Raw genomic sequence first — 26,832 nt, forward strand, 5'->3', positions numbered from 1 at the left:
GGCAACGCTAGGGCCGGCCGCCCCCGGTGTCGGGGCGGCGCGCCGACGGCTCAGGCCAGCGGCAGTCGCTTCGCCTCCGGGGGCAGCTGCGCGTAGCCGCAGGTCACGGCCTCCGCGAGGTGCTCACGCGGCCAGGGCCACTCGCCCTCGGCGAGCGCCCGGTCGGCCGGCACGCCCGCGGCTGCGAGCTCCTGGATGGTGCGCGACACCCGGGCCAGGTCGAGCCCCTGGGAGATGACGAAGTCGCGGTCGACCGGCACTCCGTGGCCGGGCACCACCACGGTGTTCCCGGTCAGCAGTCCGGCGACCACGTCGACGGTGGCCGGCCACTCCAGCGGCCAGGCGTCGGTGTTGAACCACGGCGGACCGGACTCCTCCACCAGATCGCCGGCGAGCACCACGTCGGCGTCGGGGACCCGCACCACCAGGTCGCCGGCGGTGTGTCCGCGACCCGGGAAGGCCAGCTCCACCAGCCGGTCGCCGAGGTCCAGCGCCGCGGCCGAGGAGAAGGTCGTGTCGGGCGGCACCAGCTCGGTGGCCAGCAGCTCCTCGCGGCGATCGGGCTCATCGTCGGCCCGACGGGCGCGCGCCTCCTCGCCCCACTCGACGAGGTTGCGCTGCGCCTCCTCGGTGGCATGGATCGGGACGCCGGGGAACGCCTCGCGGAAGGCCGCGTTGCCGAAGGTGTGGTCGAAGTGCCAGTGGGTGTTGACCACGGCGGTCACCTCGCCCGCGCCCAGCCGGCGTACGTCGGCCACCACGGCGCGCCCCGCGGCGGTGGAGGCGTGCGTGTCGACCACGACCAGACCGGCGGACCCCGCGACCACGGTGACATTGGCGTCCCACCAGGGGTAGCGCGCCACCCAGACCCGGTCGGCCACCTCGATGAAGCCGCTCATGGGCGCGAGCCTAGTAGGCTTGGCACTCAGTGGCGACGAGTGCCAGTCCGGCGAGGCAGGGCTGGCCCGAGGCTGGGCGTGAGGGAGGTGTCGGGACGTGTCGGACGACCGCAAGCTCGACGTCCTGCGCGCCATCGTCGAGGACTACGTCGCGACCGAGGAGCCGGTCGGCTCCAAGGCCCTCGTCGAGCGGCACGGGCTCGGGGTCTCCCCGGCCACCGTTCGCAACGACATGGCGGCGCTCGAGGACGAGGGCTACATCGCCCAGCCGCACACCAGCGCCGGGCGGGTGCCCACCGACAAGGGCTACCGGCTGTTCGTCGACCGGCTGACCACGGTCAAGCCGATGAGCTCGGCCGAGCGGCGCGCGATCGCCACCTTCCTCGACGAGGCGGTCGACCTCGACGACGTCGTGCACCGCTCGGTGCGGCTGCTCTCGCAGCTGACCCGCCAGGTCGCCGTCGTGCAGTACCCCACGCTCTCGCGCTCCACGGTCCGGCACATCGACGTGATCGCCCTGACCGAGAGCCGGCTGCTGCTGGTGCTGATCCTCAGCACCGGCCGGGTCGAGCAGCGGCTGGTGGAGGTCGACCGGCCGATCACCGAGGAGCAGCTGGCCGAGCTGCGCTCCACGGTGCTGCGGGCGACGGTCGGCGAGGTGATCGCCGACGCGGGCGCGGCGCTGCAGGCGCTGCGTGCGCCCGAGACGGCCGGCGGCCTCGACCGAGACGTGACCGACGACGTGGTGGCCGCGCTCTGCGAGGCGATGTCCGACCACCGCTCCGACCAGCGCGTCGCCGTCGGCGGAGCCGCCAACCTGGCCCGCTACGGCGACAGCTTCGACTCCGCGGTGCGGCCGCTGCTCGAGGCGCTGGAGGAGCACGTCGTGCTGCTCAAGCTGCTCGGCGAGGCGCACACCGGCGACGCCGTCACCGTGCGGATCGGCCACGAGGGCCCCTACCAGGAGCTGTCGGCGACCAGCGTCGTGGCCAGCGGCTACGGCCCCGGTGACGAGGCGCTGGCGACGCTCGGCATCGTCGGCCCCACCCGCATGGACTACCCCGGCACCATGGCCGCCGTACGCGCGGTGGCTCGCTACGTCTCCCGCATCCTCGACGAGGCCTGAGCCCGTCACCGAGCATTCCCACGACCGAGAAGGAACCCCGTGAGCCAGGACCTCTACGCGATCCTCGACGTGCCGCGCGACGCGGACGCCGACACGATCAAGAAGGCCTATCGGCGGCTCGCCCGTCAGCTGCACCCCGACGTGAACCCCGACCCCGCGACCCAGGAGCGGTTCAAGGAGGTCACGATGGCCTACGAGGTGCTGTCGGACCCCCAGAAGCGGGCGGCCTACGACCGCGGCGGCGACGTCTTCGACGGGGCCGGCTTCGGTCAGGGCGCGGGCTTCTCGTTCACCGACATCATGGACGCCTTCTTCGGAGGCGGACAGGGGGCCTCGCGCGGTCCGCGGCCGCGGGTACGCCGTGGCCAGGACGCCCTGATCCGGCTCGAGGTCGAGCTCGCCGAGGCGGCGTTCGGCGTCACTCGTGAGCTCAAGGTCGACACCGCCGTGCTCTGCACCGCGTGCCGCGGCTCGGGCGCCGCCGCGGGCAGCCAGCCGGTGCCGTGCGAGACCTGCCAGGCGACCGGCGAGGTGGCCCACGTGCAGCGCTCGCTGCTCGGCGAGATCCGCACGCTCCGGCCCTGCCCGGCCTGTCGGGGCTACGGCTCGATCATCCCCGAGCCGTGCCGCGAGTGCTCCGGCGAGGGCCGGGTGCGGTCTCGCCGTGCGCTCAACGTCAAGATCCCGGCCGGCGTCGACACCGGCACCCGGGTGCAGCTCGCCGGCCAGGGCGAGATCGGGCCGGGGGGCGGCCCCGCCGGCGACCTCTACGTCGAGATCCACGTGGCGCCGCACGAGACCTTCTCGCGGGCCGGTGCCGACCTGCGCTGCGCGGTGACCGTGCCGATGACCGCGGCCGCCCTGGGCACCACGCTCACGCTGCCCACCCTCGAGGCCGACCTGCCCGATGCCGAGTCGCGCACCGACACCAGCTTCGAGCTCGACCTGCGGCCGGGCACCCAGTCGGGCACCGAGCAGACGCTGCGCGGCCTCGGCGTGCCCGGGCTCCGGGGCGGCCGGGGCGACCTGGTGGTGACCGTGCTCGTGGAGACGCCGACCAGGCTCGACCCGCGGCAGGAGGAGCTGCTCCGCGAGCTCGCGGCGATCCGCGACGAGGAGGCGCCCTCGGGGTCGATGAAGGCCTCGCACAAGTCGGTCTTCAGCCGGTTCCGCGACGCGTTCAACGGCTGATGAGCCTGCCGGTCCACCTGGCTCCGGACCTCGTCGGGGTCGCCGCGGGAGACCGGGTCGTGCTGACCGGTGACGAGGCGCACCACGCGGTCGTCGTACGCCGGCTCCGGGTGGGGGAGCGGGTCGCGCTCACCGACGGCCGGGGGTCGTGGGTGGAGGCCGTGGTCGAGGTCACCGGCAAGCGGGAGCTGACGGCCGTGGCCGAGACCGTGACGCGGGTGGCGCGGCCGGAGCCGGCCGTCACCGTCGTCCAGGCGCTGCCGAAGGGCGACCGCGGGGAGCTGGCCGTCGAGGTGCTCACCGAGGTCGGCGTCGACGTCGTGGTGCCGTGGGCCGCCTCCCGGTCGGTCGCGGTCTGGCGGGGCGAGCGCGTCGGGAAGTCCCTCGCCAAGTGGCGGGCCACCGCGCGCGAGGCCGCCAAGCAGTCGCGCCGGGCGTGGTTCCCCGAGGTGGCGTCACTGGCGGCGACGGCCGACCTGGCCGGGCTCGTCGAGGGAGCCGACCTCGCCGTCGTCCTGCACGAGGCGGCCTCGGCGCCGCTGGCGTCGCTGGAGGTGCCGGCCGCGGGTCGGATCGTGATGGTGGTCGGCCCCGAGGGCGGGTTGAGCGACGACGAGGTCGCGCTGTTGTCGGACGCCGGCGCGGTCGACTGCCGTCTGGGTGCCGAGGTGCTGCGCACCTCCACCGCCGGCGTCGCGGCCGTCGCCGCCCTGCTCGCCCAGACCTCCCGCTGGCGCTGACCCATCGTTTGCTGCGATCTGCCCGCGTTGTCGGCGTGTCGCGGGGCCTTCTGCAGCAAACGATCGTGGACGGGTCAGTCGATGGTGAAGTCCTTGGTGTCCTCGGTGGGGCCCGGGCCCTCGGTGCTCGAGACGTCGGTGCGGGCCACGAAGGTGTAGTCGCCCGGTGCCAGGCCGGAGACGTCGATGTCCGTCGCCCAGGGGTAGAGCCGGTCGTAGGCCCCCTCGGCCATCGCGGAGCCGGTGAGCACGGTGGTGCCGTCGGCGTCGAGGATGTCCCAGCCGACGGTGGCCTCGAAGGAGTTGGCGACCCCCGAGGCCTCCAGCGTGCTCCCGGTGATGACCTGGCCCTGCTCCGGCGTGGTGACGTTGACCAGCGCCAGCAGGTCCGGGTCGCGGTCGACCGGCTCGTCCATCGGTACGCCGAGCACGGTCGGGGAGGCCTTGCCGTCGAGCAGGATCTGGACGGGCAGCCGCTCCTTCGCCGCGCCCTGCACGGAGAACACCACCTGCTGGATCGCCAGCCGGGCCTCCTGGGCGGTCATGCCCGCGGGGCGCACCGACAGGTCGACCCCGTCGCCGTGGACGTCGACCAGGATCGCCTGGTGTCCGGCCCACTCGGTCATCACGACCGCGCTCCCGTCGGGCCAGCCGGTGCGGTAGTCGGGATCCAGAGGCGGGCCCTCGACCGCGCGCCGGGCGGCCTCGGTGGGCTGGTCGTCGCCGCGACCGGACTGGAACTCCCGATACAGGCGAGGGCCCGTTGGCGTGTCGCCGACCAGGTAGACCGGGATCGCGAGCGCCAGGGGTGGGCTGATGGGGCTCGGCCCCGCGCTGGGGGTGGCCTCGAGCGTGAAGGTGCCCGACGGGATGTCGGTCGGACTGCCCGCGGGGCCGGCCTCGTCGGCCCGCTCGGCCCCTGGTACGCCGGCCGCGACGGCCACCACCGCCACCGCCGCGGCCGTCGCGAGCGACGCGCCGCCGACGGTCCACCAGACGCGTCGACGCTTCCGCGCAGCCTCCGCACCCGCCCGGGCGCGGATGGCGCCCAGCCGCTCGCCCGGGTCGACGCTCTCCGCGGCGTCCCGCACCAGCTGCGTCAGTCGGTCCTCGGCGCTCATGGCCGCTCCTCCCACAGGTCTGACAGTCGCTCCCTCAGGGCCGCCGAGCCGCGCGAGGCGTGGCTCTTGACCGCCCCGCGGGAGATGCCGAGCGTGTCCGCGATCTCTGCCTCGGAGAGCTCCGCATAGTGACGCAGGGCGATCACCTCGCGCTGCCGCTGGGGCAGCGTGGCCATCGCGTCGAGCACCGCACGGCGACGATCGAGGTCCACCAGCCGGGCGTCCGCCGGCGGACCGTCAGCCGGCGGCCCTTGCCGCTCCATGTGCCGGGCCACCACGCCCCGATGCCGCAGCACCGTGCGCGACCCGTTGACCACGGAGCGTCGCAGGTAGGCCAGCGCCCGGTCGGGGTCGCGCAGTCGCTGCCACCGCGCGTGCACGGCGACGAAGGCGTCCTGGGTGACCTCCTCGGCCGTGCCGAGGTCGCGCACGAGCAGGGCGGCGAGCCGCACCAGCGAGCGCCAGTGGGCGGCGTACAGCTGCTCGAGGGCCTCGTCGGCCCCCACGACTCCGCGGTCACGCGCGCCGCCGGCCGCTGTCGCTCATGGGTCCTCACGCTAGTTCCACGCGCGAGGTGACGTGGAGGTTTACCCGGCCGGGCGCGCGTCGCGTCTACAGTGTCGGCATGGCCACCGGGGAGAGCGACTGCCTGTTCTGCCGCATCGTCGCGGGCGAGATCCCCGCAGAGATCGTGCACCGCGGCGAGGCCGTCGTCGGGTTCCGCGACGTCGCGCCACAGGCGCCCGTGCACGTGCTGTTCGTGCCGACGGCCCACCACGCCAACGCCGCCGCGCTGGCCGCCGCCGCGCCCGAGGCCGCCGCGGAGCTCGTGACCGCGGCCGCCGCGGTGGCCGACGCCGAGGGCCTGGACGGCCACTACCGGCTGGTGTTCAACACCGGCACCGGCGTGGGCCAGTCGGTCTTCCACGCCCACCTGCACCTGCTCGGTGGGCGATCGATGACCTGGCCGCCCGGATGAGTCGCTCCAGCGCGACTTCCCGCCGGGCCCTCGCGGCCGCACTCCTCGTCGGCCTGACCGCCTGCTCCGCGGCCGGCAGCGCGACCGACCCCGCCGCGAGCGACCACACCCACGACGCGCTCGACGCGCTGATGCCGCACGACCACCCCAGCGGCACCGACGCGGCCGAGCACACCGAGCCCGCCTGGGCCTCCGACGACCACCCGATCGAGGCGTGGAAGCCCAAGAAGCTGCGCGCCGGCGAGCGCCGGCTGACGCTGACCATGCCGGCGTCGTACACCCCCTCGGCGCCGAGTGGCGTCGGCACCGACGACTACCGCTGCTTCCTGCTCGACCCCCAGTTGGCCAAGGACGTGTTCCTGACCGGCACCTTCGTGCAGCCCGGCAACACCGAGGTCGTCCACCACGTCATCCTGTTCCGGGTGCCGCCCGAGCAGGTCGCCAAGGCCGAGCAGCTCGACGCGCAGACCGAGGGCGAGGGCTGGACCTGCTTCGGCAACAGCGGCCTGGAGACCGGCCCGGGCCTCGACAACGCTCCCTGGCTGGGCGCCTGGGCTCCCGGCGGCAAGGAGTCGGTGCAGGCGCCGGGCTACGGCGTCAAGCTCGAGAAGGGCTCGCAGATCGTGATGCAGGTCCACTACAACCTGCTCGCCGGCACCGGTGCGGACACCTCGCGCACGCTGTTGCGTGTGGCCCCTGCCTCGGCCGACCTCACACCGCTCCAGACGATGCTCCTCCCTGCGCCGGTCGAGCTGCCGTGCCGACCCGCGCATGCCGACGGCCCGCTCTGCGAGCGTGCCGCGGCCGTCGCCGACACCAAGGCCCGCTTCGGGGCGGCCGGCAACACTGCCGACCTGCTGCACCTGGTCTGCGGCAAGGAGATCCGACCCGGCAACGTCCAGACCTGCACCCGCACGATCGGCCAGCCCACGACGGTGCGCGCGGTCGCGGGGCACATGCACCTGCTCGGGCGCTCGATCACCATCGAGGTCAACAAGGGCAGACCCGACGCCCGGACCATCCTCGACATCCCGGTCTGGGACTTCGACGACCAGGGCGCCAAGCCGATCGACCCGATCCAGCTCCACCCGTTCGACACGGTCACGGTCACCTGTCGGCACGTCCAGTGGCTGCGTGACCGGCTGCCGTCGTTCGAGGGTCAGCCGGACAAGTACGTCGTCTGGGGCGAGGGCACCACCGACGAGATGTGCCTGGGCATCCTGTCGGTCACCCGGCCCTGACCTCGCCGCCTCGCGTCCCCGTCTGCGACGCGTCATGTCCCCGTCTGCGACGCCTCGCGCAAACCGGGTGGGCCGGCCGGGCGGGCTCCCGTAGCATGGAGAGCGCGATCTGGGCGTTCCCGCACCAGGCCGCGGTCCACCGGCTCCCAGCGAAGAAAGGCCGCCCCACCCGGGCCCTGCATGACTGACTCGCCCACGCACACCGGCGTCGCCAAGCACGTCGTGGTCGTGCCCTCCAGCATCAACATGGTCAGCGTGCTCGGCCCCGGCGACGAGCACCTGGCCCTCATCGAGCGTGAGTTCGACGCCGAGATCCACGTGCGCGGCAACCGGGTGACCCTGCACGGCGAGCCCGCCGAGGTGGCGCTGGTCGAGCGGCTGGTCGACGAGCTGGTCGCGATCCTGCGCACCGGCCAGGGAGTCACCACCGAGACCGTGGAGAGGGTCGCCGGCATGCTGCGCGCCGAGACGACCGAGCGGCCCGCCGAGGTGCTCTCGCTCAACATCCTCTCCAACCGCGGCCGCACGATCCGGCCCAAGACGCTCAACCAGAAGCGCTACGTCGACTCCATCGACCAGCACACGATCACCTTCGGCATCGGCCCGGCCGGCACCGGCAAGACCTACCTGGCGATGGCCAAGGCGGTGCAGGCGCTGCAGGCCAAGCAGGTCACCCGGATCATCCTCACCCGCCCGGCGGTCGAGGCCGGCGAGCGGCTGGGCTACCTCCCCGGCACGCTCAGCGAGAAGATCGACCCCTACCTCCGGCCGCTCTACGACGCGCTCCACGACATGGTCGACCCCGAGTCGATCCCCAAGCTGCTCGCGGCCGGCACCATCGAGGTCGCGCCGCTGGCCTACATGCGCGGCCGCACCCTCAACGACGCGTTCATCATCCTCGACGAGGCGCAGAACACCTCGCCGGAGCAGATGAAGATGTTCCTCACCCGGCTCGGCTTCGGCTCCAAGATCGTGGTGACCGGAGACGTCACCCAGATCGACCTCCCCGGCGGCACCCGCTCCGGGCTCAAGGTCGTCGAGGAGATCCTCGACGGCGTCGAGGACGTCGTCTTCAACCGGCTCGACGCCGGCGACGTCGTGCGGCACCGGCTGGTCGGCCGCATCGTCGCGGCGTACGACGTCTACGACGCGTCCCGCGACACCGGGCCGCGCAGCGCCGACCCCCGACGGGGCAACCGCGCGGCCCAGGACCGCCGCTCGTGAGCATCGAGGTGCTCGACGAGTCCGGCGCCGGACTCGACGTCCGCGGGCTGGCTCGGCTGGCCCGGTTCGTGATGGACCGGATGCGCGTCCACCCGATGGCCGAGCTGTGCGTCAAGGCGGTCGACGAGGCCACCATCGCGAGCCTCAACGAGCAGTGGATGGACAAGCAGGGGCCCACCGACGTGCTGGCCTTCCCGATGGACGAGCTGCGCCCGGGGCTGGTCGACGAGGAGCCCGAGGAGGGGGTGCTGGGCGACCTGGTGCTCTGCCCGGCGGTCGCCGCGCGGCAGGCCGCCGAGGCGGGGCACGCCACCGAGGCCGAGATCGAGCTGCTGACCGTGCACGGCATCCTGCACCTGCTGGGCTACGACCACGCCGAGCCCGACGAGCACGCCGAGATGTTCGGGCTGCAGGCCAGGCTCCTCGACGAGTGGCGCCGCGAGGCCGCGGCCGCCGAGGCATGACGAGCCGACGATGACCTCCGGAGACGTCTGGCTGCTGCTCGCGGCGGCCGGCCTGGTGCTGTTCGCCGGGCTGTTCTCGGCCGCCGACGCCGCGCTGGCGTCGTTCAGCCCCGCGCGGGCCCACGAGCTCGCCGACGAGGGCCGGGCCGGCTCGCGCCGGCTGGTCCGCCTGCTGTCCGATTCGCCGCGCTACCTCAACACCGCGCTGCTGCTGCGGCTGCTGTGCGAGATCTCGGCGATCGTGCTGGTCACGCTGTTCGCCTACGACGCCTGGGGCGGTCGCTGGTGGCCCGCGGTGCTGACCTCGGTCGGGTCCATGCTCGTGGTGTCGTTCGTGGTCATCGGCGTGGCGCCGCGCACCCTCGGGCGCCAGCATCCCGAGCCGGTGGCGCTGGCGACCGCCGGACCGCTCACCGCGGTCACCACGATCCTCGGCCCGATCCCGCGGCTGCTCATCCTGGTCGGCAACGCGATCACCCCGGGCCGCGGTTTCCGCGAGGGACCGTTCTCCACCGAGACCGAGCTGCGCGAGCTGGTCGACCTGGCCGAGGCCTCGCAGCTGATCGAGTCGGGCGAGCGGAAGATGATCCACAGCGTCTTCGAGCTCGGCGACACCGTGGTCCGCGAGGTGATGGTGCCCCGCAACGACGTGGTCTACATCGAGCGCCACAAGAACCTCCGGCAGACGATGTCGCTGTTCCTGCGCAGCGGCTTCTCCCGCCTGCCGGTGATCGGCGAGAACCTCGACGACGTGCTCGGCTTCGCCTACCTCAAGGACCTGGTGCGCCGCGACTTCGAGGCCCCCGACGTCGAGACCACGCAGCGGGTGGGTGAGGTGATGCGGCCGGCCCACTTCGTGCCCGAGTCCAAGCCGGTCGACGCGCTGCTCTCGGAGATGCAGGCGATGCGCCAGCACGTCGCGATCGTCGTCGACGAGTACGGCGGCACGGCCGGGCTGGTCACCATCGAGGACGTGCTCGAGGAGATCGTCGGCGAGATCTCCGACGAGTACGACACCGACGAGGTCGAGGTCGAGCAGGTCGACCACGACTGTGTCCGCGTCTCGTCGCGGTTCTCGATCGGCGACCTCGACGAGCTGTTCGGTGTCGACATCGACGACGAGGACGTCGACAGCGTCGGCGGGCTGCTGGCCAAGCACCTCGGTCGCGTGCCGATCCCGGGCTCCCACGTCGAGGTGGAGGGCCTGCGGTTCCAGGCCGAGGAGGCGATCGGCCGACGCAACAAGATCGGCACCGTGCTGATCAGCCGGGCGCCCACCGCCGACGCCGACGTCGCTGGCTACGCTGGCGCGCATGACTGACAGCGCCGGCGAGACGCCCCTGTCCGCCGAGGACGCCAAGCTGGTGACGCTGGCCCGGGCCACCCGGGCCCGGGTCGGGGCGGCCGAATGTGCCGCGGTCCGCGACACCGACGGCCGCACCTACGCCGCCGCCACCGTCGACCTCCCGTCGCTGCGGCTGTCGGCGCTGCAGGTGTGCGTGGCGATGGCGCTGGCCTCGGGGTCACGGGGCCTCGAGGCCGCCGTGGTGCTCACCGGGGCCGGGGCGCTCGACCCCGACGACCTGGCCGCCGTCACCGACCTCGGCGGCGGTGGGGTCGTCGTACACCGCGGGGATGCGCGCGGGACCCTCGCGCAGTCCACCACGACCTGAGAGCCGCCGAGACCGACCCACCCCTTGGCTCCTGACCGGGGATGCAGCAGAGTAGGCCGGGTGGCCGTCGTGGGGATGACCGAGCACGACCGCGCCGTGCAGCGTCTCCGGGCGTCGTACCGCGCGCTGCCCGACGATGCCCCGGTCCGGCTCGCCAAGCAGACCTCCAACCTGTTCCGGCCGCGCCAGGTGGCGCAGGCACCCGGGCTCGACGTCGGCGGGCTCACCGGCGTCATCTCCCTCGACCCGGTCGGCCGCACCGCCGACGTGCAGGGGATGTGCACCTACGAGGACCTGGTCGACGCGACCCTGCCCTACGGCCTGATCCCGCTGGTGGTGCCACAGCTGCGCACCATCACCCTCGGCGGCGCGGTCACCGGGCTGGGCATCGAGTCGACCAGCTTCCGCAACGGGCTGCCGCACGAGTCGGTCCTCGAGATGGACGTCTTCACCGGCGCCGGCGAGGTGGTCACCGCGACGCCCGACAACGAGCACGCGGACCTCTTCGCGACCTTCCCCAACTCCTACGGCTCGCTCGGCTACGCCACCCGGCTGCGCATCGAGCTCGAGCCGATCGGCCGGCTCGTGGCGCTGCGGCACCTGCGCTTCGACGACCCCGCTCAGCTGGCCAAGACGGTGGCCGAGATCGTCGACAGCCGCGTCTGGGAGGGACAGCCGGTCGACGGGCTCGACGGGGTGGCGTTCGCCCCCGACGAGCTCTACCTGACCCTCGCCCGCTGGGTGGCCGACGCCGGCGAGGCGCCCGGCACGCCCTCGCGGCCCAGCGACTACACCGGTCAGCAGATCTTCTACCGCTCGCTGCAGGAGCGCGAGACCGACCTGCTGACCGCCTACGACTATCTGTGGCGGTGGGACACCGACTGGTTCTGGTGCTCCGCGGCCTTCGGCGCCCAGCATCCCGTGGCCCGACGGTTCTGGCCGCGGCGCTGGCGTCGCTCCGACGTCTACTACCGGATGGTCACCCTCGACCAGCGGGTCGGCCTGATGAAGCGGCTCGACGCCCGCGCCGGCCGACCCGAGCGGGAGCGGGTGATCCAGGACGTCGAGGTCCCCGTCGACCGGCTGCCGGAGTTCCTGTCCTGGTTCGACGACGCGGTCGGCATGCGGCCGGTGTGGCTGTGCCCGCTCCGGCTGCGTGAGGGCGACGACGGTCCGCGGCGCTGGCCGTCGTACCCGCTCGCGCCGGGGACGACCTACGTCAACGCGGGGTTCTGGGGCACGGTGCACGTCGGCCCCGAGGCGTCCGAGGGTCCGCTCAACCGGGCGATCGAGGCCGAGGTCACCCGGCTGGGTGGCCACAAGTCGCTCTACTCCGAGGCGTTCTACGACCGGGAGACGTTCGACGATCTGTACGACGGGGGGAATCTGGCCGTCGTCAAGGGGCGTTACGACCCCGACGACAGGCTCACGTCCATGTACGACAAGGTGGTGAAGAGACGATGACCACGAAGGCGTCGATCGCCGAGGCGGTCGAGACCATGCTCGCGGCCGGCATGCCGGTGCGGTTCACGGCCTACGACGGCAGCGCGACCGGACCGGAGGACTCCGGCATCACGCTGGACCTGCGCACCCAGCGCGGGCTGTCCTACCTGATGACCGCCCCCGGCGACCTCGGGATGGCGCGCGCCTACGTCTCCGGTGACCTGGAGATCGGCGGGGTGCACCCCGGCGACCCCTACCGTGCGCTGCTGCTCCTCCAGGACAAGCTGCGGTTCCGTCGCCCCAGCGCGGGCGAGGCGGTCGCCGTGCTCCGCTCCCTGGGCCTCTCCAACCTGCGCCCGCCGGCCCCGCCGGCCGAGGAGCGGGTGCCCCGCTGGCGGCGCACCCTCGACGGGCTGCGCCACTCGCTCGGACGTGACGCCACCGCGATCTCGCACCACTACGACGTCTCCAACCGGTTCTACGAGCTGGTCCTCGGCCCGTCGATGACCTACACCTGCGCGGTCTACCCCGACGCCGACGCCACCCTCGAGGAGGCGCAGCGGGAGAAGTACGACCTGGTCTGCCGCAAGCTCGACCTCAAGCCCGGGGACCGGCTGCTCGACGTCGGCTGCGGCTGGGGCGGCATGGTCCGCCACGCCGCCAAGGAGTACGGCGTCAAGGCGCTGGGCGTGACGCTGTCGCTGCAGCAGGCCTCGTGGGCCAAGGAGGCCATCGACCGCGACGGTCTCGGCGACCTGGCCGAGGTGCGCCACTCCGACTACCGCGACGTCGCCGAGTCCGGCTTCGACGCGGTCAGCTCGATCGGCCTCACCGAGCACATCGGCGTGCGCAACTACCCGGCGTACTTCTCCTTCCTGCGCGACCGGCTGCGCCCCCAGGGCCGGCTGCTCAACCACTGCATCACCCGGTCGCACAACCGCAAGCAGGAGACCGGCGAGTTCATCGACCGCTACGTCTTCCCCGACGGGGAGCTGACCGGCTCGGGCAGGATCATCACGGCCGTGCAGGACACCGGCCTGGAGGTCATGCACGAGGAGAACTTCCGCCGCCACTACGCCCTGACCCTCGCCGGCTGGTGCCAGAACCTGGTCGACCGGTGGGACGAGTGCGTCGCGGAGGTGGGGGAGGGCACCGCGCGGGTGTGGGGTCTCTACATGGCCGGCTCCCGCGTCGGCTTCGAGCGCAACCAGATCCAGCTCCACCACGTGCTGGCCACCAAGACCGACGAGCAGGGCGACGACGGCTTCCCGCTGCGCCCCACCTGGTGACCCCGACCGCGACATGCGTGAAATGGTCGCGCGACCTGCGGGAAATGGTCGCGCGACGTGCGGGAAATGGTCGCGCGACCTGCGTGCGGGAAATGGTCGCGCGACCTGCGGGAAATGGTCGCGCGACCTGCGTGCGGCGGCGGTCGGTAGCCTGAGCCGGTGAGCACCCGCGCCCAGACCTACGCCGCGCAGGTGTGCTCCCGGGAGCGACTCTCGGAGCATCTCCTGCGCCTGGTGCTGGCCGGCGACGGTCTGGCCGGCTGGACCAGCACGGGCATCCCCGACGAGTGGGTCGGGCTGGTGGTGCCGGGACAGTTCCAGAGCCGCTACTACACCGTTCGCCGCTGGGCCGGCGGCGAGCTGACTCTCGACGTGGTGGTGCACGACGAGGGCCTGGTCACCGAGTGGGCGAGCCGCGACTGCGTGGGAGACGAGGTCACGGTCACCGACCCCAAGGGCTCCTTCGCGCCGCCGGCCGGGTCGGCGTGGCTGCTGCTGGTCGGCGACCTGACCGCACTGCCGGCGATGGCCCGGATCGCGGAGTCGATGCCCGGCATCCCGACCAGGATCTGGGCGGAGGTGCCCGACGACCTGCCCGGCTACCTTCCCGAGAGCGCCGAGGTGGCCTGGCTGCGGCCTCCCGCGCCGGGGCGGAGCGACCTGGCCGCCGTGGTCGAGGGGATCGACTGGCCGGTGGGGGAGGGCTACTTCTGGATGGCCGGCGAGTCCGGGCAGATGCGGGCGATCCGCAAGCACCTGATGCGGGTCCGCCGCCTGCCGTCGGCGTCGTACGACGTGATGGGCTACTGGCGCGGTGGCGCCGTCCGGCAGCCGCGCGCCGTCGACCCCGGCCCCGTGTGGCGTGCCGGCAAGGCGGCGGGGAAGTCCGACGACGAGATCTGGGCCGACTACGACGCCGCCCAGGCCCAGCAGGAGAGCCGATGAGCCAGCCGGAGTTCCGCAGCGGGTTCGCCTGCTTCGTCGGCCGCCCCAATGCCGGCAAGTCCACGCTCACCAACGCCCTGGTCGGCACCAAGGTGGTGATCACCAGCTCACGCCCGCAGACCACCCGCACCGTGGTTCGCGGCATCGTGCACCGACCCGACGCGCAGCTGATCCTGGTCGACACCCCCGGGCTGCACCGACCGCGGACCCTGCTCGGGGAGCGGCTCAACGACCTGGTGATGGCCACCTGGTCGGAGGTCGACGTGGTCGCGGTGTGCTTCCCCGCCGATGAGAAGATCGGCCCGGGAGACCGGTTCCTGGTCACCGAGCTCGCCAAGGTACGCCGGACCATCCGCGTCGCCGTCGCCACCAAGACCGACCTGGCGAGCCCCGACCGGATCGCCGAGCACCTGTCCGACATCGCGGCGCTCGGCGAGCAGACCGGCACCGAGTGGGCCGAGATCGTGCCGGTGTCGGCCGTGTCGGGCGACCAGGTGCAGCTGCTGGCCGACCTGCTCGTCGGGCTGATGCCGGAGGGCCCGCAGCTCTACCCCGACGGCGACCTCACCGACGCGCCCGAGGAGATCCTCGCCGCCGAGCTGATCCGGGAGGCCGCGCTCGAGGGAGTCCGCGACGAGCTGCCGCACTCCATCGCGGTCGTGGTCGAGGAGATGGGCCTGCGGGACGGACGGCCCGACGACAAGCCGCTGCTCGACATCTATGCCGACCTCTATGTCGAGCGCGACTCCCAGAAGGGCATCGTGATCGGGCACCGCGGTGCCCGGCTGAAGGACGTCGGCACCCGCGCCCGCCAGCAGATCGAGGCCCTCCTCGGGACCCCGGTCCACCTGTCGCTGCACGTCAGGGTGGCCAAGGACTGGCAGCGCGACCCGCGCCAGCTGCGCAAGCTCGGCTTCTGAGCGGCCGCGGACCGGGTCAGTCCGGCACCCAGCAGAGGCCGTAGCGGACCCCGCTGCGCCACTGGGCCTCGGTGGGGTAGTCGAACCCCCAGCGATAGGTCAGCGGGTCGTCGGCGCGCTCCTTGCCCACCGCCTGACAGCGCTCGTCGGCCACCGCCCGGACCGCGGCACGACCGGGGTAGGCCTTGCCGGTCAGCTGATAGGTGGTCACCGCCCGCCAGCGATGGCGGGCGGCACAGGGCACCCGTTCGAACCCGGCGGCGCCGGGCTCGGCCGTGCCGCAGACGCCGTACGCCGTCCGCCCGGCCGCGGTGGCCAGCGCGCGTCGCGGTGGCACGCCCAGCCGGTGCAGCTCCTGTCCGTCGCCGGGGCTGATCACGTCGCAGCGGAACCAGTCCTGGCCCTCGTCCGACTGGGCCAGCGTGGGGGAGAACCAGACGGGCCGCAGCATGCTGAGCCGCAGCTGCTCCTCGGTGCCGCCCAGATAGCCGGCGAGGCGTCGCGGGCACGCCTGGGCCGCCTGCGAGCGCACCCGCGCGGCGTCGACGGCGAGCAGGTGGCCGTCGACGACCAGGTCGAGGGTGCCGACGTAGTAGGTGACCGCGGTGTGACCGCGTCGACAGCGGACCGGGTCGACCTCGCTCGTCGGCGCCAGCGCCTGCTCATAGCTGAGCCGGTAGCAGTCGCCCACCTGCGGCCGCGGAGCCGCCTCGGCCCGGGGTGGCCGGGTCGGGGTGGCGCTGGGCGTCGGCGAGGTGCTCGGTGTCGCCGGGTCGCCCGGGTCGCCGCTGCATCCGGCCAGGGCGACCGCGGCCGCCAGCAGCACGGCCACCGCTCCGCCGCGGCGCAGCCACCGACGCCGGGGAGTGCCGCTCACTGGTCGGTCCTCGCCCAGCACACCGACCTCCGGTTGCCCGCGTCCCAGTCCGACTCGGGGAACCAGGTGTAGGCGTAGGAGTAGCGGGCCGGGTAGCCCAGCCAGGCGGCCACCGAGTCGCCGCAGAAGCTCCGCGTTCGCTGGGCCACGACCTTGTCGCCGGGGTAGTCGTCGTCGGGCTTGCCGAGCCGGATCGTGGTGACGGCGCGGTAGGTGTGCCGGTCCGAGCACGGCACGCGCGGTGCCGTGTCGACGGAGCGTCCCTTGACGCACGCCAGCCACTTGTCGACCGGCTTCTTCAACAGGCCACGCGCCTCGTCGGGGAGGGTGATCAGCGTCTTGCTGTGGGCGCCCCCGCCGATCACGTCGCACCGGTACCACCGCGCACCACGGTCCCAGGCCGTCTCGGAGGGCCGGAACATGGTCCAGCTCAGGATGGTCCGCATCGACAGGCTCTCGTCGGCGCCGAGGAAGTCCATGAACTCCCGTCCGCAGGTGTCGTAGGCGAAGGAGCCGAGCCCCCGGTCGTCGTAGGCGGCGTCGTCGAACTCGGCGGGGAGCGACCCCGCCGCGAAGGTCTCCGCGGTGTGCGGGTCGACACAGGGCACGGTCGCGGTGGCGTTGCTCGGTCGGTCGACGTCGGCGAGGGTCAGCAGCCGGCACTCGCCCGTCTCGGGGGGCTCGAGGGCGTCGACCTGGGCGGGGTCGGCGTGCGAGCCCTGTGCGGTCGCGTCGGACTGGCAGCCGGTCAGCGCCAGCGTCGCCAGCAGGGCAGCGGCCAGCGACGCTGCCGCGGGCGGCGTACGACGGGGCCGGCGCGCGCCGCCGATCGCGCGGAACGGCACCTCGTCCTCCATGCCTCGATCGGTGGTCGTGACCCGCGCTCCGAGGCGGGTCGGCGTGCCGCCGATGCTACCGGCGGCGCCCGAGGGCCGTGGCCGTTCCGACACCGCGGCGGGTGACGCCCCGATGTTTCCGACCCGGCTCGCCGGGGTAGGTTCTAGCGCGCGAGGTTGTGCCGCCGTGGCCCAGCCGGGTCACGGGGAGGTATGACATGAGGGTGCGCACGATCGGCGCGGCCGCCGCGTTGCTGCTGGTGGTCTCGGGCTGCGGAGGCGGCGACGACGAGGCCAAGAAGAGCATCGCCGACTCGATCATGAAGGCGTCCGACAGCGGGCTCTCGGTCAAGCAGAGCGAGGCGGACTGCATCGCGGGCGGCTTCGTGGACGACATCGGTGTCGACAAGCTGAAGAAGTACGGCATCCTCACCGAGGACGGCAAGACCGACGAGAGCCTGAGCGACGTCAAGATGTCCGCCGACGACGCCGACGCGGCGGCCAGCGCGTTCCTCGACTGCGTCGACCTCACCGAGCTCCTCAACGACCAGATGCAGCTGGACACGATGGACGAGGCGACGGCCACCTGTGTGAAGGAGGCGTTCAGCGACGACGTCATGCACGACGTGCTCGCGGCCACCTTCCAGGGCGAGGACCCCACGTCCGCTGCTCCGGACATGGTCACCAAGCTGCAGGAGTGCATGACCTCCTGAGCGGGACCGACGCGTGCGGGGCGGGTGGACGCCATGCCACCCGCACCGCACCGCGTGGTAGCGTCTGCACGTCATGACGCGCAGCCTCCTCCTTCGCTGCCGTAGCGAGGTCTGACAGCCGGACCCCCTCGCTGCGGAGTGTTCTGGCGCGCCGGCCCCGCTCCCAGCGAATCGATCAGACCATGACCCTCCAGCACTCCGGCTTCGTCAACACCCAGCGTCCCAGCGGGATGCCGATCCAGCGCTACCGCGCGTTCCCGCCGATCGAGCTCCCCGACCGCACCTGGCCCGAGCGACCCGTGACCCGGGCGCCGCGCTGGCTCTCCACCGACCTGCGCGACGGCAACCAGGCACTCATCGACCCGATGACCCCCGCCCGCAAGATGACGATGTTCGACCTCCTGGTCCGGATGGGCTACAAGGAGATCGAGGTCGGCTTCCCGAGCGCGAGCCAGACCGACTTCGACTTCGTCCGCCAGCTCATCGAGCAGGACCGGGTGCCCGAGGACGTCACGATCTCGGTGCTCACCCAGGCCCGCGAGGACCTGATCGAGCGCACCGTGCAGAGCCTGGTCGGCGTCCACCACGCCAACATCCACCTCTACAACGCGCTGGCCCCGCTCTTCCGCCGGGTGGTGTTCCACGCCAGCAAGGACGAGGTCAAGGACATCGCCGTCCGCGGCACCACCATGGTGATGAAGTACGCCGAGCAGAACCTCGGCACCACCGTCATCGGCTACGAGTACTCCCCGGAGATCTTCACCGGCACCGAGCTGCCGTTCTCCGTGGAGGTGTGCGAGGCGGTCTCCGACGTCTGGCAGCCCGACGACGGTCGCGAGATCATCCTCAACCTGCCGGCCACCATCGAGATGGCCACCCCCAACGTCTACGCCGACCAGATCGAGTGGTTCTCCCGGCAGCTCACCCGGCGCGAGTTCACCACCATCAGCCTGCACCCCCACAACGACCGTGGCACCGCCGTGGCGGCGACGGAGCTGGCGATGATGGCCGGCGCCGACCGGGTCGAGGGCTGCCTGTTCGGCCACGGCGAGCGCACCGGCAACGTCGACCTGGTCACCCTCGGCCTCAACCTGTTCAGCCAGGGCATCGACCCGCAGATCGACTTCTCCGACATCGACGAGATCCGTCGCACGGTGGAGTACTGCACCCAGCTGCCGGTCCACCCGCGCCACCCCTACGCGGGCGACCTGGTCTACACCGCCTTCTCCGGCTCCCACCAGGACGCCATCAAGAAGGGCCTGGAGGACCTCGACCGGCAGGCGGCGGACCAGGGCGTGCCGGTGTCCGAGCTGCCCTGGGAGGCGCCGTACCTCCCGATCGACCCGCACGACGTCGGCCGCACCTACGAGGCCGTGATCCGGGTCAACAGCCAGTCCGGCAAGGGCGGGGTGGCCTACATCCTCAAGACCGACCACAAGCTCGACCTCCCGCGTCGGGCGCAGATCGAGTTCAGCCGGGTCATCCAGCAGCACACCGACGACCAGGGCGGCGAGGTGCTCCCCGAGGAGATCTGGGGGATCTTCTCCGCCGAGTACCTCGACCGCGAGGCGCCGCTGCGGCTCAACTCCGTGCACACCTCGAGCGCCGCCGGCGAGAAGGACGCGCTCACCGTCAACGTCTACGTCGACGGCGAGGTGCGCACCCTGGAGGGCACCGGCAACGGGCCGATCGCGGCGTTCTGCGACGCCATCAACGGGCTGGAGCACCACTTCGACGTGCGCGTGCTCGACTATGCCGAGCATGCGCTGTCGGCCGGCGGCGACGCCCAGGCGGCCGCCTACGTCGAGTGCGCCGTCGGTGGCCAGGTGCTCTGGGGCGTCGGCGTCGACGCCAACATCGTGACCGCCTCGCTGAAGGCGGTCATCAGCGCCGTCAACCGGAGCCGCTGAGCGACTAGGCTGCCGCGCATGCCCACCCTGGTGTCCGAGCGCGTCGGCCAGTTCTTCCTCGACACCCCGGCGGGGCGCGACCGGCTGGAGTACACCGAGTACGGCGCCGGCGAGGCCTGGGTGGTGCTGCTGCACGGACAGCTGATGCCGCGTCGGATGCACCAGCCGTTGGCACGCGCGCTGGCGGCCGAGGGGCTGCACGTGGTGACCCTGGACCTGCTCGGCCACGGTCGCTCGGACCGTCCCGCGGACCCCCTGGCCTACTCCGTCGGCGAGTTCGCCCACCAGGTGGTGTCGCTGCTGGACCATCTCGGAGCGCCGACGGCGGTCGTGGGCGGCACCTCGCTGGGTGCCAACGTGTCGCTCGCGGTCGCGGTCAACGCCCCCGACCGGGTGCGTGGGCTGCTGCTGGAGATGCCGGTGCTCAACAACGCGCTGGAGGCGGGGATCATGGCGTTCGGGCCGCTGATGTTCGCGGCCCGCTACCTGCCGTTCACGGTGCGGGCGGTGCGCGGGCTCACCCGTCCGGTGCCCCGCGGGCTGGTGCCCTTCTGGGCCGGCATCATGCTCGACACGCTCGACCAGCGGCCCGACGCGATGGCCGCGGTGATGCACGGGCTGTTCTTCGGCATGGTCGCGCCGACCGCGCGTCAGCGGCGCGCCATCACCGCCCCGGCGCTGATCGTCGGTCACCCGGCCGACCCGATCCACCCGGCGGCCGACGCCGCGATGCTCGCCGACGAGCTCCCGCACGCGCGCTTCGTCAAGGCCAGGAGCTTCCTCGAATGGCGGGCGTCGCCCGAGCGGCTGGACGCCGAGGCGGTCGAGTTCGCCCGCTCCTGCTGGGAAACGCCGCGTCGGCGCCGTCGTACCACCTCCTGAGTGGCACCATGGTGCGGTGCCGCTCTACCGCGACGAGGCGATCGTGCTCCGCACCCACAAGCTGGGCGAGGCCGACCGCATCATCACCCTGCTGACCCGCCACCACGGCCGGGTCCGCGCGGTGGCCCGCGGCGTCCGGCGTACGTCGTCGCGTTGGGGCTCGAGGCTGGAGCCGTTCACCCACGTCGACCTGATGATCGCCGAGGGGCGCACCCTCGACGTGGTGACCCAGGCCGAGACGCTGACGCCGTTCTCGGCCGAGCTCGGCGGTGACTACGAGCGCTACACCGCCGGCACCGCCATGCTGGAGACCGCCGAGCGGCTCGTCGTGGAGGACAAGGAGCCGGCCACCCAGCAGTTCCTGCTGCTCGTGGGCGGGCTGCGGGCGATGGCCGGCAAGGAGCTGCCGGCCGGCCAGGTGCTCGACTCGTTCCTGCTGCGGTCGCTGTCGGTCGCCGGCTACGCGCCGTCGTTCGACCACTGCGCGCGGTGCGGCGACCCAGGCCCGCACCGCTGGCTCAACCCCTCGGCGGGCGGCGTGCTCTGCTCCGACTGCCGGCTGCCCGGCTCGGCCACCCCGGCGGCGGAGACCGTCGCCGTGCTCGGCGCGCTGCTCGCCGGCGACTGGGAGCTGGTCCGCGCCGCGGACCCTCGGCACCTCAAGGAGGCCTCCGGCGTCGTGGCGGCGTACCTCGCCTGGCACGTCGAGCGGGGCCTGCGGTCCCTGGCCTATGTGGAGCGGTGAACCTCTGCTGTCACTCGTTCATCATGTGCGGCAGGTCAGTCGTCACTTCTCCTGGTGAACTCACCACGAGAAGTGACAACTCAACTGCTTCACATGATGAACCTCCAACCCGCAGCCCTAGGCTGGGCACGTGAAGCGCCAGCCCCGCACGCCGGTACGACGGCCGTCGCCGCACCCGTCGGGGGCCCGGCCGCCGCAGGTGCCGCCGGACCTGGTCCCGCACCATGTCGCGATCGTGATGGACGGCAACGGGCGGTGGGCCAAGCAGCGGGGGCTGCCCCGCACCGAGGGCCACCGGCGCGGCGAGCACGTGCTCTTCGACGTGGTCGAGGGTGCCATCGAGATCGGGGTGAAGGCGATCTCCGCCTACGCCTTCTCGACCGAGAACTGGTCCCGCTCGCCCGATGAGGTGCGGTTCCTGATGGGCTTCAACCGCGACGTCATCCGCCGGCGCCGCGACGAGATGCACGAGCTCGGTGTCCGGGTCCGTTGGGCCGGGCGCGCGCCCCGCCTCTGGAAGTCCGTGATCAAGGAGCTCCAGGTCGCCGAGGAGATGACCGCCGACAACGACGTCCTCACGCTGACCATGTGCGTCAACTACGGCGGCCGCGCCGAGCTCGCCGACGCCGCCCGTGCCATCGCCCGCGAGGCGGCGGCCGGCAGGCTCAACCCCGACAAGGTCGACGAGCGGACCTTCGCCCGCCACCTCTACGTCCCCGAGCTCGCCGACGCCGACCTGGTCTGGCGGACCTCCGGTGAGAACCGGCTCTCCAACTTCATGCTCTGGCAGGCGGCCTACTCCGAGCTGGTCTTCTCCGACGTGCTGTGGCCCGACGTCGACCGCCGCGACCTGTGGCGGGCGATCGAGACCTACGCCGCCCGCGACCGGAGGTACGGCGGCGCGCGCTGACAGGCCGGAAGAATCGCGCGACCATGGAACCCCGGCACTGGCCGGGGTGTCGTCCTCCCAGGAACCCCGAGGGGAGGCCGGATGGACGAGGAGCTGCTCGACCCGCGCAGCGCGCGGCTGGAGAGCCAGGACGTAGGGATCCTTCCGCAGGTCTTCGCGGCGTCCTACCGTCGCCTCGTCGTGCAGCTCTACGGCGTCATCGGCGACTACTCCGAGGCCGAGGACGCTGTCCAGGAGGCGTTCGTCCGCGCGTCGCTGCACCGGGCCCGGTTCGAGGCGACGCTCAACCCGGAGGCCTGGCTGCGCGCGGTGGCGATCAACGTGCACCGCAACCGCTGGCGCAAGCTCCGGAACTTCGCGCGGATCCGGCATCGGCTGGTGGAGGCGGTGGACCTGCCCGGGCTCGGTGAGACGCATCTCGAGCTCATGGCGGCGCTGCGGTCGCTCCCGGAGACACAGCGCGAGGTGGTCGCCCTGCACCACCTGGTGGACCTGTCGGTCGATGAGGTTGCCGATCTGCTCGGCTGCCCGACCGGCACGGTGAAGAGCCGGCTGGCGCGTGGTCGCGCGGCGCTCGAGGCGGCACTCGGTGCGATGGAGGTGGGGGCGGATGGCTGAGCAGGGGCTCCGGGAGCTCGCCCGGGACGCGGAGCGGTTGGTCCCGGTGCCGGACCTGTGGGAGCTCGAGCGTCGTGGCCGGCGGCGGCGCGCGGCCCGCGCCGGGCTGACGGTCGCCGCCCTGGCCGCCGTGGTGGCGCTCGGCCACTGGCTCGTCGGAGGGCCGTTCGCCGGCGACGCGCCGCTGCCGGCGCAGCGGCCGCAGCCCAACACCACCGTGGCCGACGCGGGGCAGCTGCCCTACGGGCGCAGCCGGAACAAGGTTCTCCCGCCTGGCGTGGCGCTGGCGGCCGACGTGACCTACCACGCGCACCCGTTCGGCGACCACGACCCGGTCGTCGTCCGGCTGACGCCGCCGGCGGCGTCGACCGGTGCGTCGACCGGGACCTGGACCTGGTCGGCGGATGGCGTGGTCCGGCCTGGCGTCACGGAGCGAGCCGGGCCGGACCACCTCAGGCTGGTGGTGATGGTCCCGGAGATCGTGCGGACGCGGCCGTGCTCGGGCAGCGTGTTCGAGTTCTGGGAGTCGGTGACCCAGGACCCGCTGGGCGCGGCCGGCCAGCTCTCGTCGCTGCCGGAGATGACGCTGCAGGCAGGGCCGGAGAGTGTCGTGGCGTTCGGGCAGCCGGCGACGCACCTGCGGTTCTCACTGCGCCGCGACGCCTGTCCCGATCAGTCGCCGATCCACCTGCTGCAGAGCGCCGACGACGCGGTGACCTTCGAGGTGCCCACCACCGTGGACGCCTGGTTCGTCCGCACCCGCTCCGGACTGCTCCTGATCTTCGCCGAGCATGCGGCGGACCAGGAGCCGCAGGCGCGACGCAGCCTCACCCGCCTGGTCGGGTCGGTGCGGATCGACGACGAGCGCTGAACCTGCTCAGCCCCGGCAGGCCGGGCAGGTGCCGAAGATCTCCAGCGTGTGGGCCACGTCGGTGTAGCCGTGGTCGGCCGCGATCCCGCTGGTCCAGCGCTCCACGGCCGGGCCCTCCACCTCGACGGTGGCGCCGCAGGAGCGGCAGACCAGGTGATGGTGGTGGGTGTCCGAGCAGCGGCGGTAGATCGCCTCGCCGTCCTCGCTGCGCAGCACGTCGACCTCGCCCAGGTCGGCCATCAGCTGCAGGGTGCGATAGACGGTCGCGAGCCCCACCGGGTCGCCCTGCTGACCGAGCAGCTCATGGATCTCCTGCGCGGACCGGAAGTCGGCGAAGGTGGTCAGCACCTGGGCCACCGCGCGACGCTGCCGGGTCGGTCGCGGAGCCGGACGCTCGGCGGGCTGCCGGTCAGTGCTCGTCATAGTGGCTCCCGTGCTCGGCGTGCCGGTGCCCGTCGTGGATGTAGTCGACGTGGTCGTCGTGCTGGACCGCGGGATGGCCACAGTCGGGGCCGTGGACGTGCGCGTGCTGCTCCTCCACCCGGCGTACGTCGGCCTGCCCGGCCGCGAACGGCGCGGCCAGCCGGGCCCGGCGCCGGGCCAGCACGCCGACCGGCCAGGCCGCGATGAACCCGAGCAGCGACAGCAGCACGATCGACGGGCCGGGGGCCACGTTGGCGTCATAGCTGAGCGACAGGCGGGCGGCCGCCACCAGGCCGCCGACGGCGGCCAGCAGCCCCAGCGACATGGCCAGGGCCAGGGTCCCACGGAAGGACCGGCTCAGCTGCTGGGCGGTGGCCACCGGGACCACCATCAGCGCCGACACGAGCAGCAGTCCCACGGTGCGCATCGCCACGGTCACCGTGACGGCGGCCAGCACCGCCACCAGCAGGTTGTAGAACCGCACCCGCAGCCCGGCGACCCGCGCGAAGTCGGGGTCGAGCGCCACCGTGAAGAGCTGGGGGAGGAGCCCGATCGAGGCGATCACGATGACCGATCCCAGCACGGCGGTGACGAGGAGGTCCGTCCGCGAGACGGTGAGGATCGAGCCGAAGAGGTACTGCTGCAGGCGGGCGGCGCTCTGCCCGGCCAACCCGGTGACCAGCACGCCCGCGGCCAGGCCGCCGTAGAACAGCAGCGCCAGCGCCACGTCGCCGTTGGTGTGCCCGCCCTCGCGGATCACCTCGATCAGCACCGCGCCGAGCACCGCCACCAGCACCGCGGACCAGGTGGGCGAGGTCCCGGTCAGCAGGCCGATCGCGACGCCGGTGACGGCCACGTGGCCGAGCCCGTCGCCCATCAGCGCCATCCGCCGCTGGACGAGGTAGGTGCCGACGGCGGGCGCGGCGAAGCCGGTCAGCAGCGCCGCCAGCAGCGCTCGCAGCATGAACGGCTCGGACAGCAGCTCGATCATCGCTCGCCCTCCCTCAGCTCGCTGCCGTGGCCGGGCAGGTCGAACGGCGAGCCGACGTGCGGAGCGTGGTCGTGCGTGCTCGGCCGTGGGTGGTGGTGCTCGTGCACGCCCGCGCCGAAGTCGACCTGGTGCACCGCATGGTCGTCGAGCGGTCCGCCGTCGTAGGCGACCCGGCCGTCGCGCATCACCACCGACCGGTCGATCAGGGAGGCGAGCGGGCCGAGCTCGTGGGTGACCAGCACGATGGTCGCGCCGTTGTCCGACAGCATCCGCAACGTGTCCGCCAGCGCCTCCTGGTTGGGGAGGTCCACGCCCGCGGTCGGCTCGTCGAGGAACAGCAGCTCGGGGCCGCCGGCCAGCGCCCGGGCGATCAGCACGCGCTGCTGCTGCCCGCCGGACAAGGTCGAGACGCCGTCGTGGGAGCGGTCGGCCAGGCCGACGACCTCGAGCGCGGAGCTGATCGCGGCCCGGTCGCGGCGGCCGAGCGGGCGGAACAGCCGCCGTCGGGTGAGTCGTCCGGAGGCGACCACCTCCCACACCGAGGCGGGTACGCCGCCCGCGGCACCGGCCCGCTGGGGGACGAACCCGACGCGCTGCCAGTCGTCGAACCGATCGACCGGCGTGCCGAACAGGGAGACCCGGCCACGGGCCACCGGCACCAGGCCGGTGAGTGCCCGCACCAGGGTCGACTTGCCGGAGCCGTTGGCGCCCATCAGGGCCACGAACTCGCCGGGCCGCACGGCCAGGTCCACGCCACGCAGGATCAACCGCCCGCCGAGCTCGACGGAGGCGTCCTCGACCCTGACGACGGGGGCGTCGTCGGTGTCGGGCAGCGGGCCGGCCGCGGTCAACAGCCGTTCGCCTTCTGGAGGGCGGCGAGGTTCTCACGCATGAGGGAAAGGTAGTCCTCGTCGGCGGTCTCGTCGCTCAGCCCCTCGATCGGGTCCAGCACCCCCGTGCTGATGCCGAGGTCGTGAGCCAGGGTGTCGGCCAGCGCGGGGGAGGCGAGCCGCTCGGAGAAGACCGTCGTGACGCCCTCGGTGCGCGCCAGCTTCTGGAGCGCGGCCAGCCCGGCCGGGCTCGGCTCGGCGTCGGGGGAGAGGCCGGCGATCGGCTCGAAGGTGAGGCCGTAGCGGGTGAGGTACTCGAACGCGTCGTGGCTGACCACCACCGTCGAGCGCTCGCAGTCGGTCAGGCCCTGGGTGTAGTCCTGGTCGAGCTGCTCCAGGTCCGTGCGCAGCGCGGCGGCGTTGGCGGCGTAGTCGTCGGCGTGGTCGGGGTCGGCCTTGCTCAGCGAGTCGGCCACGGCATCGGCGACGTCGGCGAGCAGCAGCGGGTCCTGCCAGAAGTGCGGGTCGAGCTCGCCGTCCTCGTGGTCCTCGGCGTGGTCGGCGTCGGACGCGACGGCGGGGTGGAGCTGCACCACGGATGCCGCGTCGACCAGCTGCTCGCCGGACAGGTCCGCGACCGCGTCGTCGACGGCGGGCTGGAAACCGGCCTCGTAGACCACCACGTCGGCCTTCTGGAGGGCAACCGTCTGGTTGAGGCCGAGCTCGAGGTCGTGGGGTTCGCCGCCGGGCTGGGTGAGGTTCTCCACCGTGGCGTGATCCCCGGCCACCCGCTCCGCGACGTAGGCGAGCGGGTAGAACGCGGCCGCGACCGACGGCCCGCTCGTGTCGCTGCTGCCGGAGTCGTCGCCGCAGGCGGCAAGGAGTGAGCTCGCGAGGACGCCCAGCAGGGCCAGGGACGCGAAGCGGGTGGCAGTCGGGGAGATCTTCATGAGAATCATTCTCACTCAGTT

At 72.8% G+C, this 26,832-nt stretch carries 29 protein-coding genes; 20 read left to right on the forward strand and 9 right to left on the reverse strand.

Features of this window, described 5'->3' with window-relative positions; translation table 11 throughout:
* Window positions 1-50 precede the first annotated feature (50 nt).
* On the reverse strand, window positions 51-899 hold the full coding sequence (locus R2740_RS09985; protein WP_371302528.1) for an MBL fold metallo-hydrolase: 849 nt from the start codon (window positions 897-899) through the stop codon (window positions 51-53).
* Between the two features lie 97 nt (window positions 900-996).
* Between R2740_RS09985 and hrcA the strand changes: the two genes are divergently transcribed.
* From hrcA to R2740_RS10000, 3 genes are read left to right on the forward strand one after another with little or no spacing between them, the layout of a single operon-like run.
* Window positions 997-2,025 carry a heat-inducible transcriptional repressor HrcA gene (gene hrcA, locus R2740_RS09990; protein ID WP_371302529.1) on the forward strand — a complete coding sequence of 343 codons (1,029 nt, stop codon included), beginning with the start codon at window positions 997-999 and terminating at the stop codon, window positions 2,023-2,025.
* Window positions 2,026-2,064: 39 nt separating this feature from the next.
* A complete protein-coding gene (dnaJ, locus tag R2740_RS09995) occupies window positions 2,065-3,216 on the forward strand; it encodes a molecular chaperone DnaJ (RefSeq protein WP_371302530.1) in 1,152 nt (383 codons plus the stop codon).
* Window positions 3,216-3,956 carry a 16S rRNA (uracil(1498)-N(3))-methyltransferase gene (locus R2740_RS10000; RefSeq protein ID WP_371302531.1) on the forward strand — a complete coding sequence of 247 codons (741 nt, stop codon included), beginning with the start codon at window positions 3,216-3,218 and terminating at the stop codon, window positions 3,954-3,956. The genes dnaJ and R2740_RS10000 overlap by 1 nt, the downstream gene beginning before the upstream one ends.
* Window positions 3,957-4,030: 74 nt before the next feature.
* Here the strand turns inward: R2740_RS10000 and R2740_RS10005 are convergent, their stop codons facing one another.
* Both R2740_RS10005 and R2740_RS10010 read right to left on the reverse strand, forming a co-directional pair.
* Window positions 4,031-5,077, reverse strand: coding sequence for a Gmad2 immunoglobulin-like domain-containing protein (locus tag R2740_RS10005; protein ID WP_371302532.1), 1,047 nt, complete (start codon window positions 5,075-5,077; stop codon window positions 4,031-4,033).
* Window positions 5,074-5,583 (reverse strand): SigE family RNA polymerase sigma factor, encoded by a 510-nt coding sequence (locus R2740_RS10010; RefSeq protein WP_371302533.1) that lies wholly within the window; start codon window positions 5,581-5,583, stop codon window positions 5,074-5,076. Before R2740_RS10010 ends, R2740_RS10005 begins: the two co-directional genes overlap by 4 nt.
* Window positions 5,584-5,702: 119 nt before the next feature.
* On the opposite strand from R2740_RS10010, the gene R2740_RS10015 reads away from it, so the two are divergent.
* The 10 genes from R2740_RS10015 to era all read left to right on the forward strand — a co-directional run bounded on the left by R2740_RS10015 (window position 5,703) and on the right by era (window position 15,255).
* The gene (locus R2740_RS10015; protein ID WP_371302534.1) at window positions 5,703-6,056 is read left to right on the forward strand and encodes an HIT domain-containing protein; all 354 of its coding nucleotides are present in this window, start codon (window positions 5,703-5,705) and stop codon (window positions 6,054-6,056) included.
* Window positions 6,053-7,297, forward strand: a complete 1,245-nt coding sequence (locus tag R2740_RS10020; protein ID WP_371302535.1) for a hypothetical protein — start codon at window positions 6,053-6,055, stop codon at window positions 7,295-7,297. Before R2740_RS10015 ends, R2740_RS10020 begins: the two co-directional genes overlap by 4 nt.
* Before the next feature lie 180 nt (window positions 7,298-7,477).
* A complete protein-coding gene (locus R2740_RS10025; RefSeq protein WP_371302536.1) occupies window positions 7,478-8,521 on the forward strand; it encodes a PhoH family protein in 1,044 nt (347 codons plus the stop codon).
* Window positions 8,518-8,985 (forward strand): rRNA maturation RNase YbeY, encoded by a 468-nt coding sequence (ybeY, locus tag R2740_RS10030; protein WP_371302537.1) that lies wholly within the window; start codon window positions 8,518-8,520, stop codon window positions 8,983-8,985. Before R2740_RS10025 ends, ybeY begins: the two co-directional genes overlap by 4 nt.
* Window positions 8,986-8,995: 10 nt before the next feature.
* Window positions 8,996-10,306: a hemolysin family protein gene (locus R2740_RS10035; RefSeq protein WP_371302538.1), complete on the forward strand. Its 1,311-nt coding sequence runs from the start codon at window positions 8,996-8,998 to the stop codon at window positions 10,304-10,306.
* Window positions 10,299-10,658 (forward strand): cytidine deaminase, encoded by a 360-nt coding sequence (locus tag R2740_RS10040; protein ID WP_371302539.1) that lies wholly within the window; start codon window positions 10,299-10,301, stop codon window positions 10,656-10,658. The genes R2740_RS10035 and R2740_RS10040 overlap by 8 nt, the downstream gene beginning before the upstream one ends.
* A 60-nt stretch (window positions 10,659-10,718) precedes the next feature.
* Window positions 10,719-12,122, forward strand: a complete 1,404-nt coding sequence (locus tag R2740_RS10045) for an FAD-binding oxidoreductase (protein WP_371302540.1) — start codon at window positions 10,719-10,721, stop codon at window positions 12,120-12,122.
* Complete coding sequence (locus R2740_RS10050; protein ID WP_371302541.1) at window positions 12,119-13,390, forward strand: class I SAM-dependent methyltransferase; 1,272 nt, start codon at window positions 12,119-12,121, stop codon at window positions 13,388-13,390. The genes R2740_RS10045 and R2740_RS10050 overlap by 4 nt, the downstream gene beginning before the upstream one ends.
* 159 nt (window positions 13,391-13,549) lie before the next feature.
* Complete coding sequence (locus tag R2740_RS10055; protein WP_371302542.1) at window positions 13,550-14,335, forward strand: siderophore-interacting protein; 786 nt, start codon at window positions 13,550-13,552, stop codon at window positions 14,333-14,335.
* A complete protein-coding gene (gene era, locus R2740_RS10060) occupies window positions 14,332-15,255 on the forward strand; it encodes a GTPase Era (protein ID WP_371302543.1) in 924 nt (307 codons plus the stop codon). Before R2740_RS10055 ends, era begins: the two co-directional genes overlap by 4 nt.
* A 16-nt stretch (window positions 15,256-15,271) precedes the next feature.
* Here the strand turns inward: era and R2740_RS10065 are convergent, their stop codons facing one another.
* Window positions 15,272-16,132: a septum formation family protein gene (locus R2740_RS10065; RefSeq protein WP_371302544.1), complete on the reverse strand. Its 861-nt coding sequence runs from the start codon at window positions 16,130-16,132 to the stop codon at window positions 15,272-15,274.
* Window positions 16,129-16,989 (reverse strand): septum formation family protein, encoded by an 861-nt coding sequence (locus R2740_RS10070; RefSeq protein ID WP_371302545.1) that lies wholly within the window; start codon window positions 16,987-16,989, stop codon window positions 16,129-16,131. The genes R2740_RS10065 and R2740_RS10070 overlap by 4 nt, the downstream gene beginning before the upstream one ends.
* A 197-nt stretch (window positions 16,990-17,186) precedes the next feature.
* Here R2740_RS10070 and R2740_RS10075 point away from each other — a divergent pair, with 197 nt between their 5' ends.
* The 7 genes from R2740_RS10075 to R2740_RS10105 all read left to right on the forward strand — a co-directional run bounded on the left by R2740_RS10075 (window position 17,187) and on the right by R2740_RS10105 (window position 23,617).
* Complete coding sequence (locus R2740_RS10075) at window positions 17,187-17,681, forward strand: hypothetical protein (RefSeq protein WP_371302546.1); 495 nt, start codon at window positions 17,187-17,189, stop codon at window positions 17,679-17,681.
* A 182-nt stretch (window positions 17,682-17,863) separates the two neighbouring features.
* Window positions 17,864-19,591, forward strand: a complete 1,728-nt coding sequence (gene leuA / locus R2740_RS10080; RefSeq protein WP_371302547.1) for a 2-isopropylmalate synthase — start codon at window positions 17,864-17,866, stop codon at window positions 19,589-19,591.
* Between the two features lie 18 nt (window positions 19,592-19,609).
* Window positions 19,610-20,473 carry an alpha/beta fold hydrolase gene (locus R2740_RS10085; RefSeq protein ID WP_371302548.1) on the forward strand — a complete coding sequence of 288 codons (864 nt, stop codon included), beginning with the start codon at window positions 19,610-19,612 and terminating at the stop codon, window positions 20,471-20,473.
* A 16-nt stretch (window positions 20,474-20,489) separates the two neighbouring features.
* The gene (recO, locus tag R2740_RS10090) at window positions 20,490-21,218 is read left to right on the forward strand and encodes a DNA repair protein RecO (protein WP_371302549.1); all 729 of its coding nucleotides are present in this window, start codon (window positions 20,490-20,492) and stop codon (window positions 21,216-21,218) included.
* A gap of 130 nt (window positions 21,219-21,348) precedes the next feature.
* A complete protein-coding gene (locus R2740_RS10095; protein ID WP_371302550.1) occupies window positions 21,349-22,128 on the forward strand; it encodes an isoprenyl transferase in 780 nt (259 codons plus the stop codon).
* An 81-nt stretch (window positions 22,129-22,209) separates the two neighbouring features.
* The gene (locus tag R2740_RS10100; RefSeq protein WP_371302551.1) at window positions 22,210-22,746 is read left to right on the forward strand and encodes an RNA polymerase sigma factor; all 537 of its coding nucleotides are present in this window, start codon (window positions 22,210-22,212) and stop codon (window positions 22,744-22,746) included.
* Window positions 22,739-23,617, forward strand: coding sequence for a hypothetical protein (locus tag R2740_RS10105; protein WP_371302552.1), 879 nt, complete (start codon window positions 22,739-22,741; stop codon window positions 23,615-23,617). The genes R2740_RS10100 and R2740_RS10105 overlap by 8 nt, the downstream gene beginning before the upstream one ends.
* Before the next feature lie 6 nt (window positions 23,618-23,623).
* On the opposite strand, the gene R2740_RS10110 is transcribed toward R2740_RS10105, so the two are convergent.
* Genes R2740_RS10110 through R2740_RS10125 form a run of 4 tightly spaced genes read right to left on the reverse strand, consistent with a single transcriptional unit; the run spans window position 23,624 to window position 26,811 of the window.
* Window positions 23,624-24,040: a Fur family transcriptional regulator gene (locus R2740_RS10110; RefSeq protein WP_371302553.1), complete on the reverse strand. Its 417-nt coding sequence runs from the start codon at window positions 24,038-24,040 to the stop codon at window positions 23,624-23,626.
* Entirely contained in the window at window positions 24,027-25,031 is a 1,005-nt protein-coding gene (locus tag R2740_RS10115) for a metal ABC transporter permease (RefSeq protein WP_371302554.1), read from the reverse strand. Before R2740_RS10115 ends, R2740_RS10110 begins: the two co-directional genes overlap by 14 nt.
* The gene (locus tag R2740_RS10120; protein WP_371302555.1) at window positions 25,028-25,882 is read right to left on the reverse strand and encodes a metal ABC transporter ATP-binding protein; all 855 of its coding nucleotides are present in this window, start codon (window positions 25,880-25,882) and stop codon (window positions 25,028-25,030) included. Before R2740_RS10120 ends, R2740_RS10115 begins: the two co-directional genes overlap by 4 nt.
* A complete protein-coding gene (locus tag R2740_RS10125) occupies window positions 25,879-26,811 on the reverse strand; it encodes a metal ABC transporter substrate-binding protein (RefSeq protein ID WP_371302556.1) in 933 nt (310 codons plus the stop codon). Before R2740_RS10125 ends, R2740_RS10120 begins: the two co-directional genes overlap by 4 nt.
* Window positions 26,812-26,832: the final 21 nt, after the last annotated feature.

Source organism: Nocardioides sp. (assembly GCF_041393715.1).
Lineage (GTDB): Bacteria > Actinomycetota > Actinomycetes > Propionibacteriales > Nocardioidaceae > Nocardioides.

What these genes read in the sequence shown, in the direction of transcription:
- R2740_RS09985 (WP_371302528.1), bottom strand. Translation starts at nt 899, where the DNA reads ATGAGCGGCTTCATCGAGGTGGCCGACCGGGTCTGGGTGGCGCGCTAC.
- R2740_RS10000 (WP_371302531.1), top strand. Translation starts at nt 3,216, where the DNA reads ATGAGCCTGCCGGTCCACCTGGCTCCGGACCTCGTCGGGGTCGCCGCG.
- R2740_RS10005 (WP_371302532.1), bottom strand. Translation starts at nt 5,077, where the DNA reads ATGAGCGCCGAGGACCGACTGACGCAGCTGGTGCGGGACGCCGCGGAG.
- R2740_RS10015 (WP_371302534.1), top strand. Translation starts at nt 5,703, where the DNA reads ATGGCCACCGGGGAGAGCGACTGCCTGTTCTGCCGCATCGTCGCGGGC.
- R2740_RS10020 (WP_371302535.1), top strand. Translation starts at nt 6,053, where the DNA reads ATGAGTCGCTCCAGCGCGACTTCCCGCCGGGCCCTCGCGGCCGCACTC.
- R2740_RS10025 (WP_371302536.1), top strand. Translation starts at nt 7,478, where the DNA reads ATGACTGACTCGCCCACGCACACCGGCGTCGCCAAGCACGTCGTGGTC.
- R2740_RS10035 (WP_371302538.1), top strand. Translation starts at nt 8,996, where the DNA reads ATGACCTCCGGAGACGTCTGGCTGCTGCTCGCGGCGGCCGGCCTGGTG.
- R2740_RS10040 (WP_371302539.1), top strand. Translation starts at nt 10,299, where the DNA reads ATGACTGACAGCGCCGGCGAGACGCCCCTGTCCGCCGAGGACGCCAAG.
- R2740_RS10050 (WP_371302541.1), top strand. Translation starts at nt 12,119, where the DNA reads ATGACCACGAAGGCGTCGATCGCCGAGGCGGTCGAGACCATGCTCGCG.
- era (WP_371302543.1), top strand. Translation starts at nt 14,332, where the DNA reads ATGAGCCAGCCGGAGTTCCGCAGCGGGTTCGCCTGCTTCGTCGGCCGC.
- R2740_RS10070 (WP_371302545.1), bottom strand. Translation starts at nt 16,989, where the DNA reads ATGGAGGACGAGGTGCCGTTCCGCGCGATCGGCGGCGCGCGCCGGCCC.
- R2740_RS10075 (WP_371302546.1), top strand. Translation starts at nt 17,187, where the DNA reads ATGAGGGTGCGCACGATCGGCGCGGCCGCCGCGTTGCTGCTGGTGGTC.
- leuA (WP_371302547.1), top strand. Translation starts at nt 17,864, where the DNA reads ATGACCCTCCAGCACTCCGGCTTCGTCAACACCCAGCGTCCCAGCGGG.
- R2740_RS10085 (WP_371302548.1), top strand. Translation starts at nt 19,610, where the DNA reads ATGCCCACCCTGGTGTCCGAGCGCGTCGGCCAGTTCTTCCTCGACACC.
- R2740_RS10100 (WP_371302551.1), top strand. Translation starts at nt 22,210, where the DNA reads ATGGACGAGGAGCTGCTCGACCCGCGCAGCGCGCGGCTGGAGAGCCAG.
- R2740_RS10105 (WP_371302552.1), top strand. Translation starts at nt 22,739, where the DNA reads ATGGCTGAGCAGGGGCTCCGGGAGCTCGCCCGGGACGCGGAGCGGTTG.
- R2740_RS10110 (WP_371302553.1), bottom strand. Translation starts at nt 24,040, where the DNA reads ATGACGAGCACTGACCGGCAGCCCGCCGAGCGTCCGGCTCCGCGACCG.
- R2740_RS10115 (WP_371302554.1), bottom strand. Translation starts at nt 25,031, where the DNA reads ATGATCGAGCTGCTGTCCGAGCCGTTCATGCTGCGAGCGCTGCTGGCG.
- R2740_RS10125 (WP_371302556.1), bottom strand. Translation starts at nt 26,811, where the DNA reads ATGAAGATCTCCCCGACTGCCACCCGCTTCGCGTCCCTGGCCCTGCTG.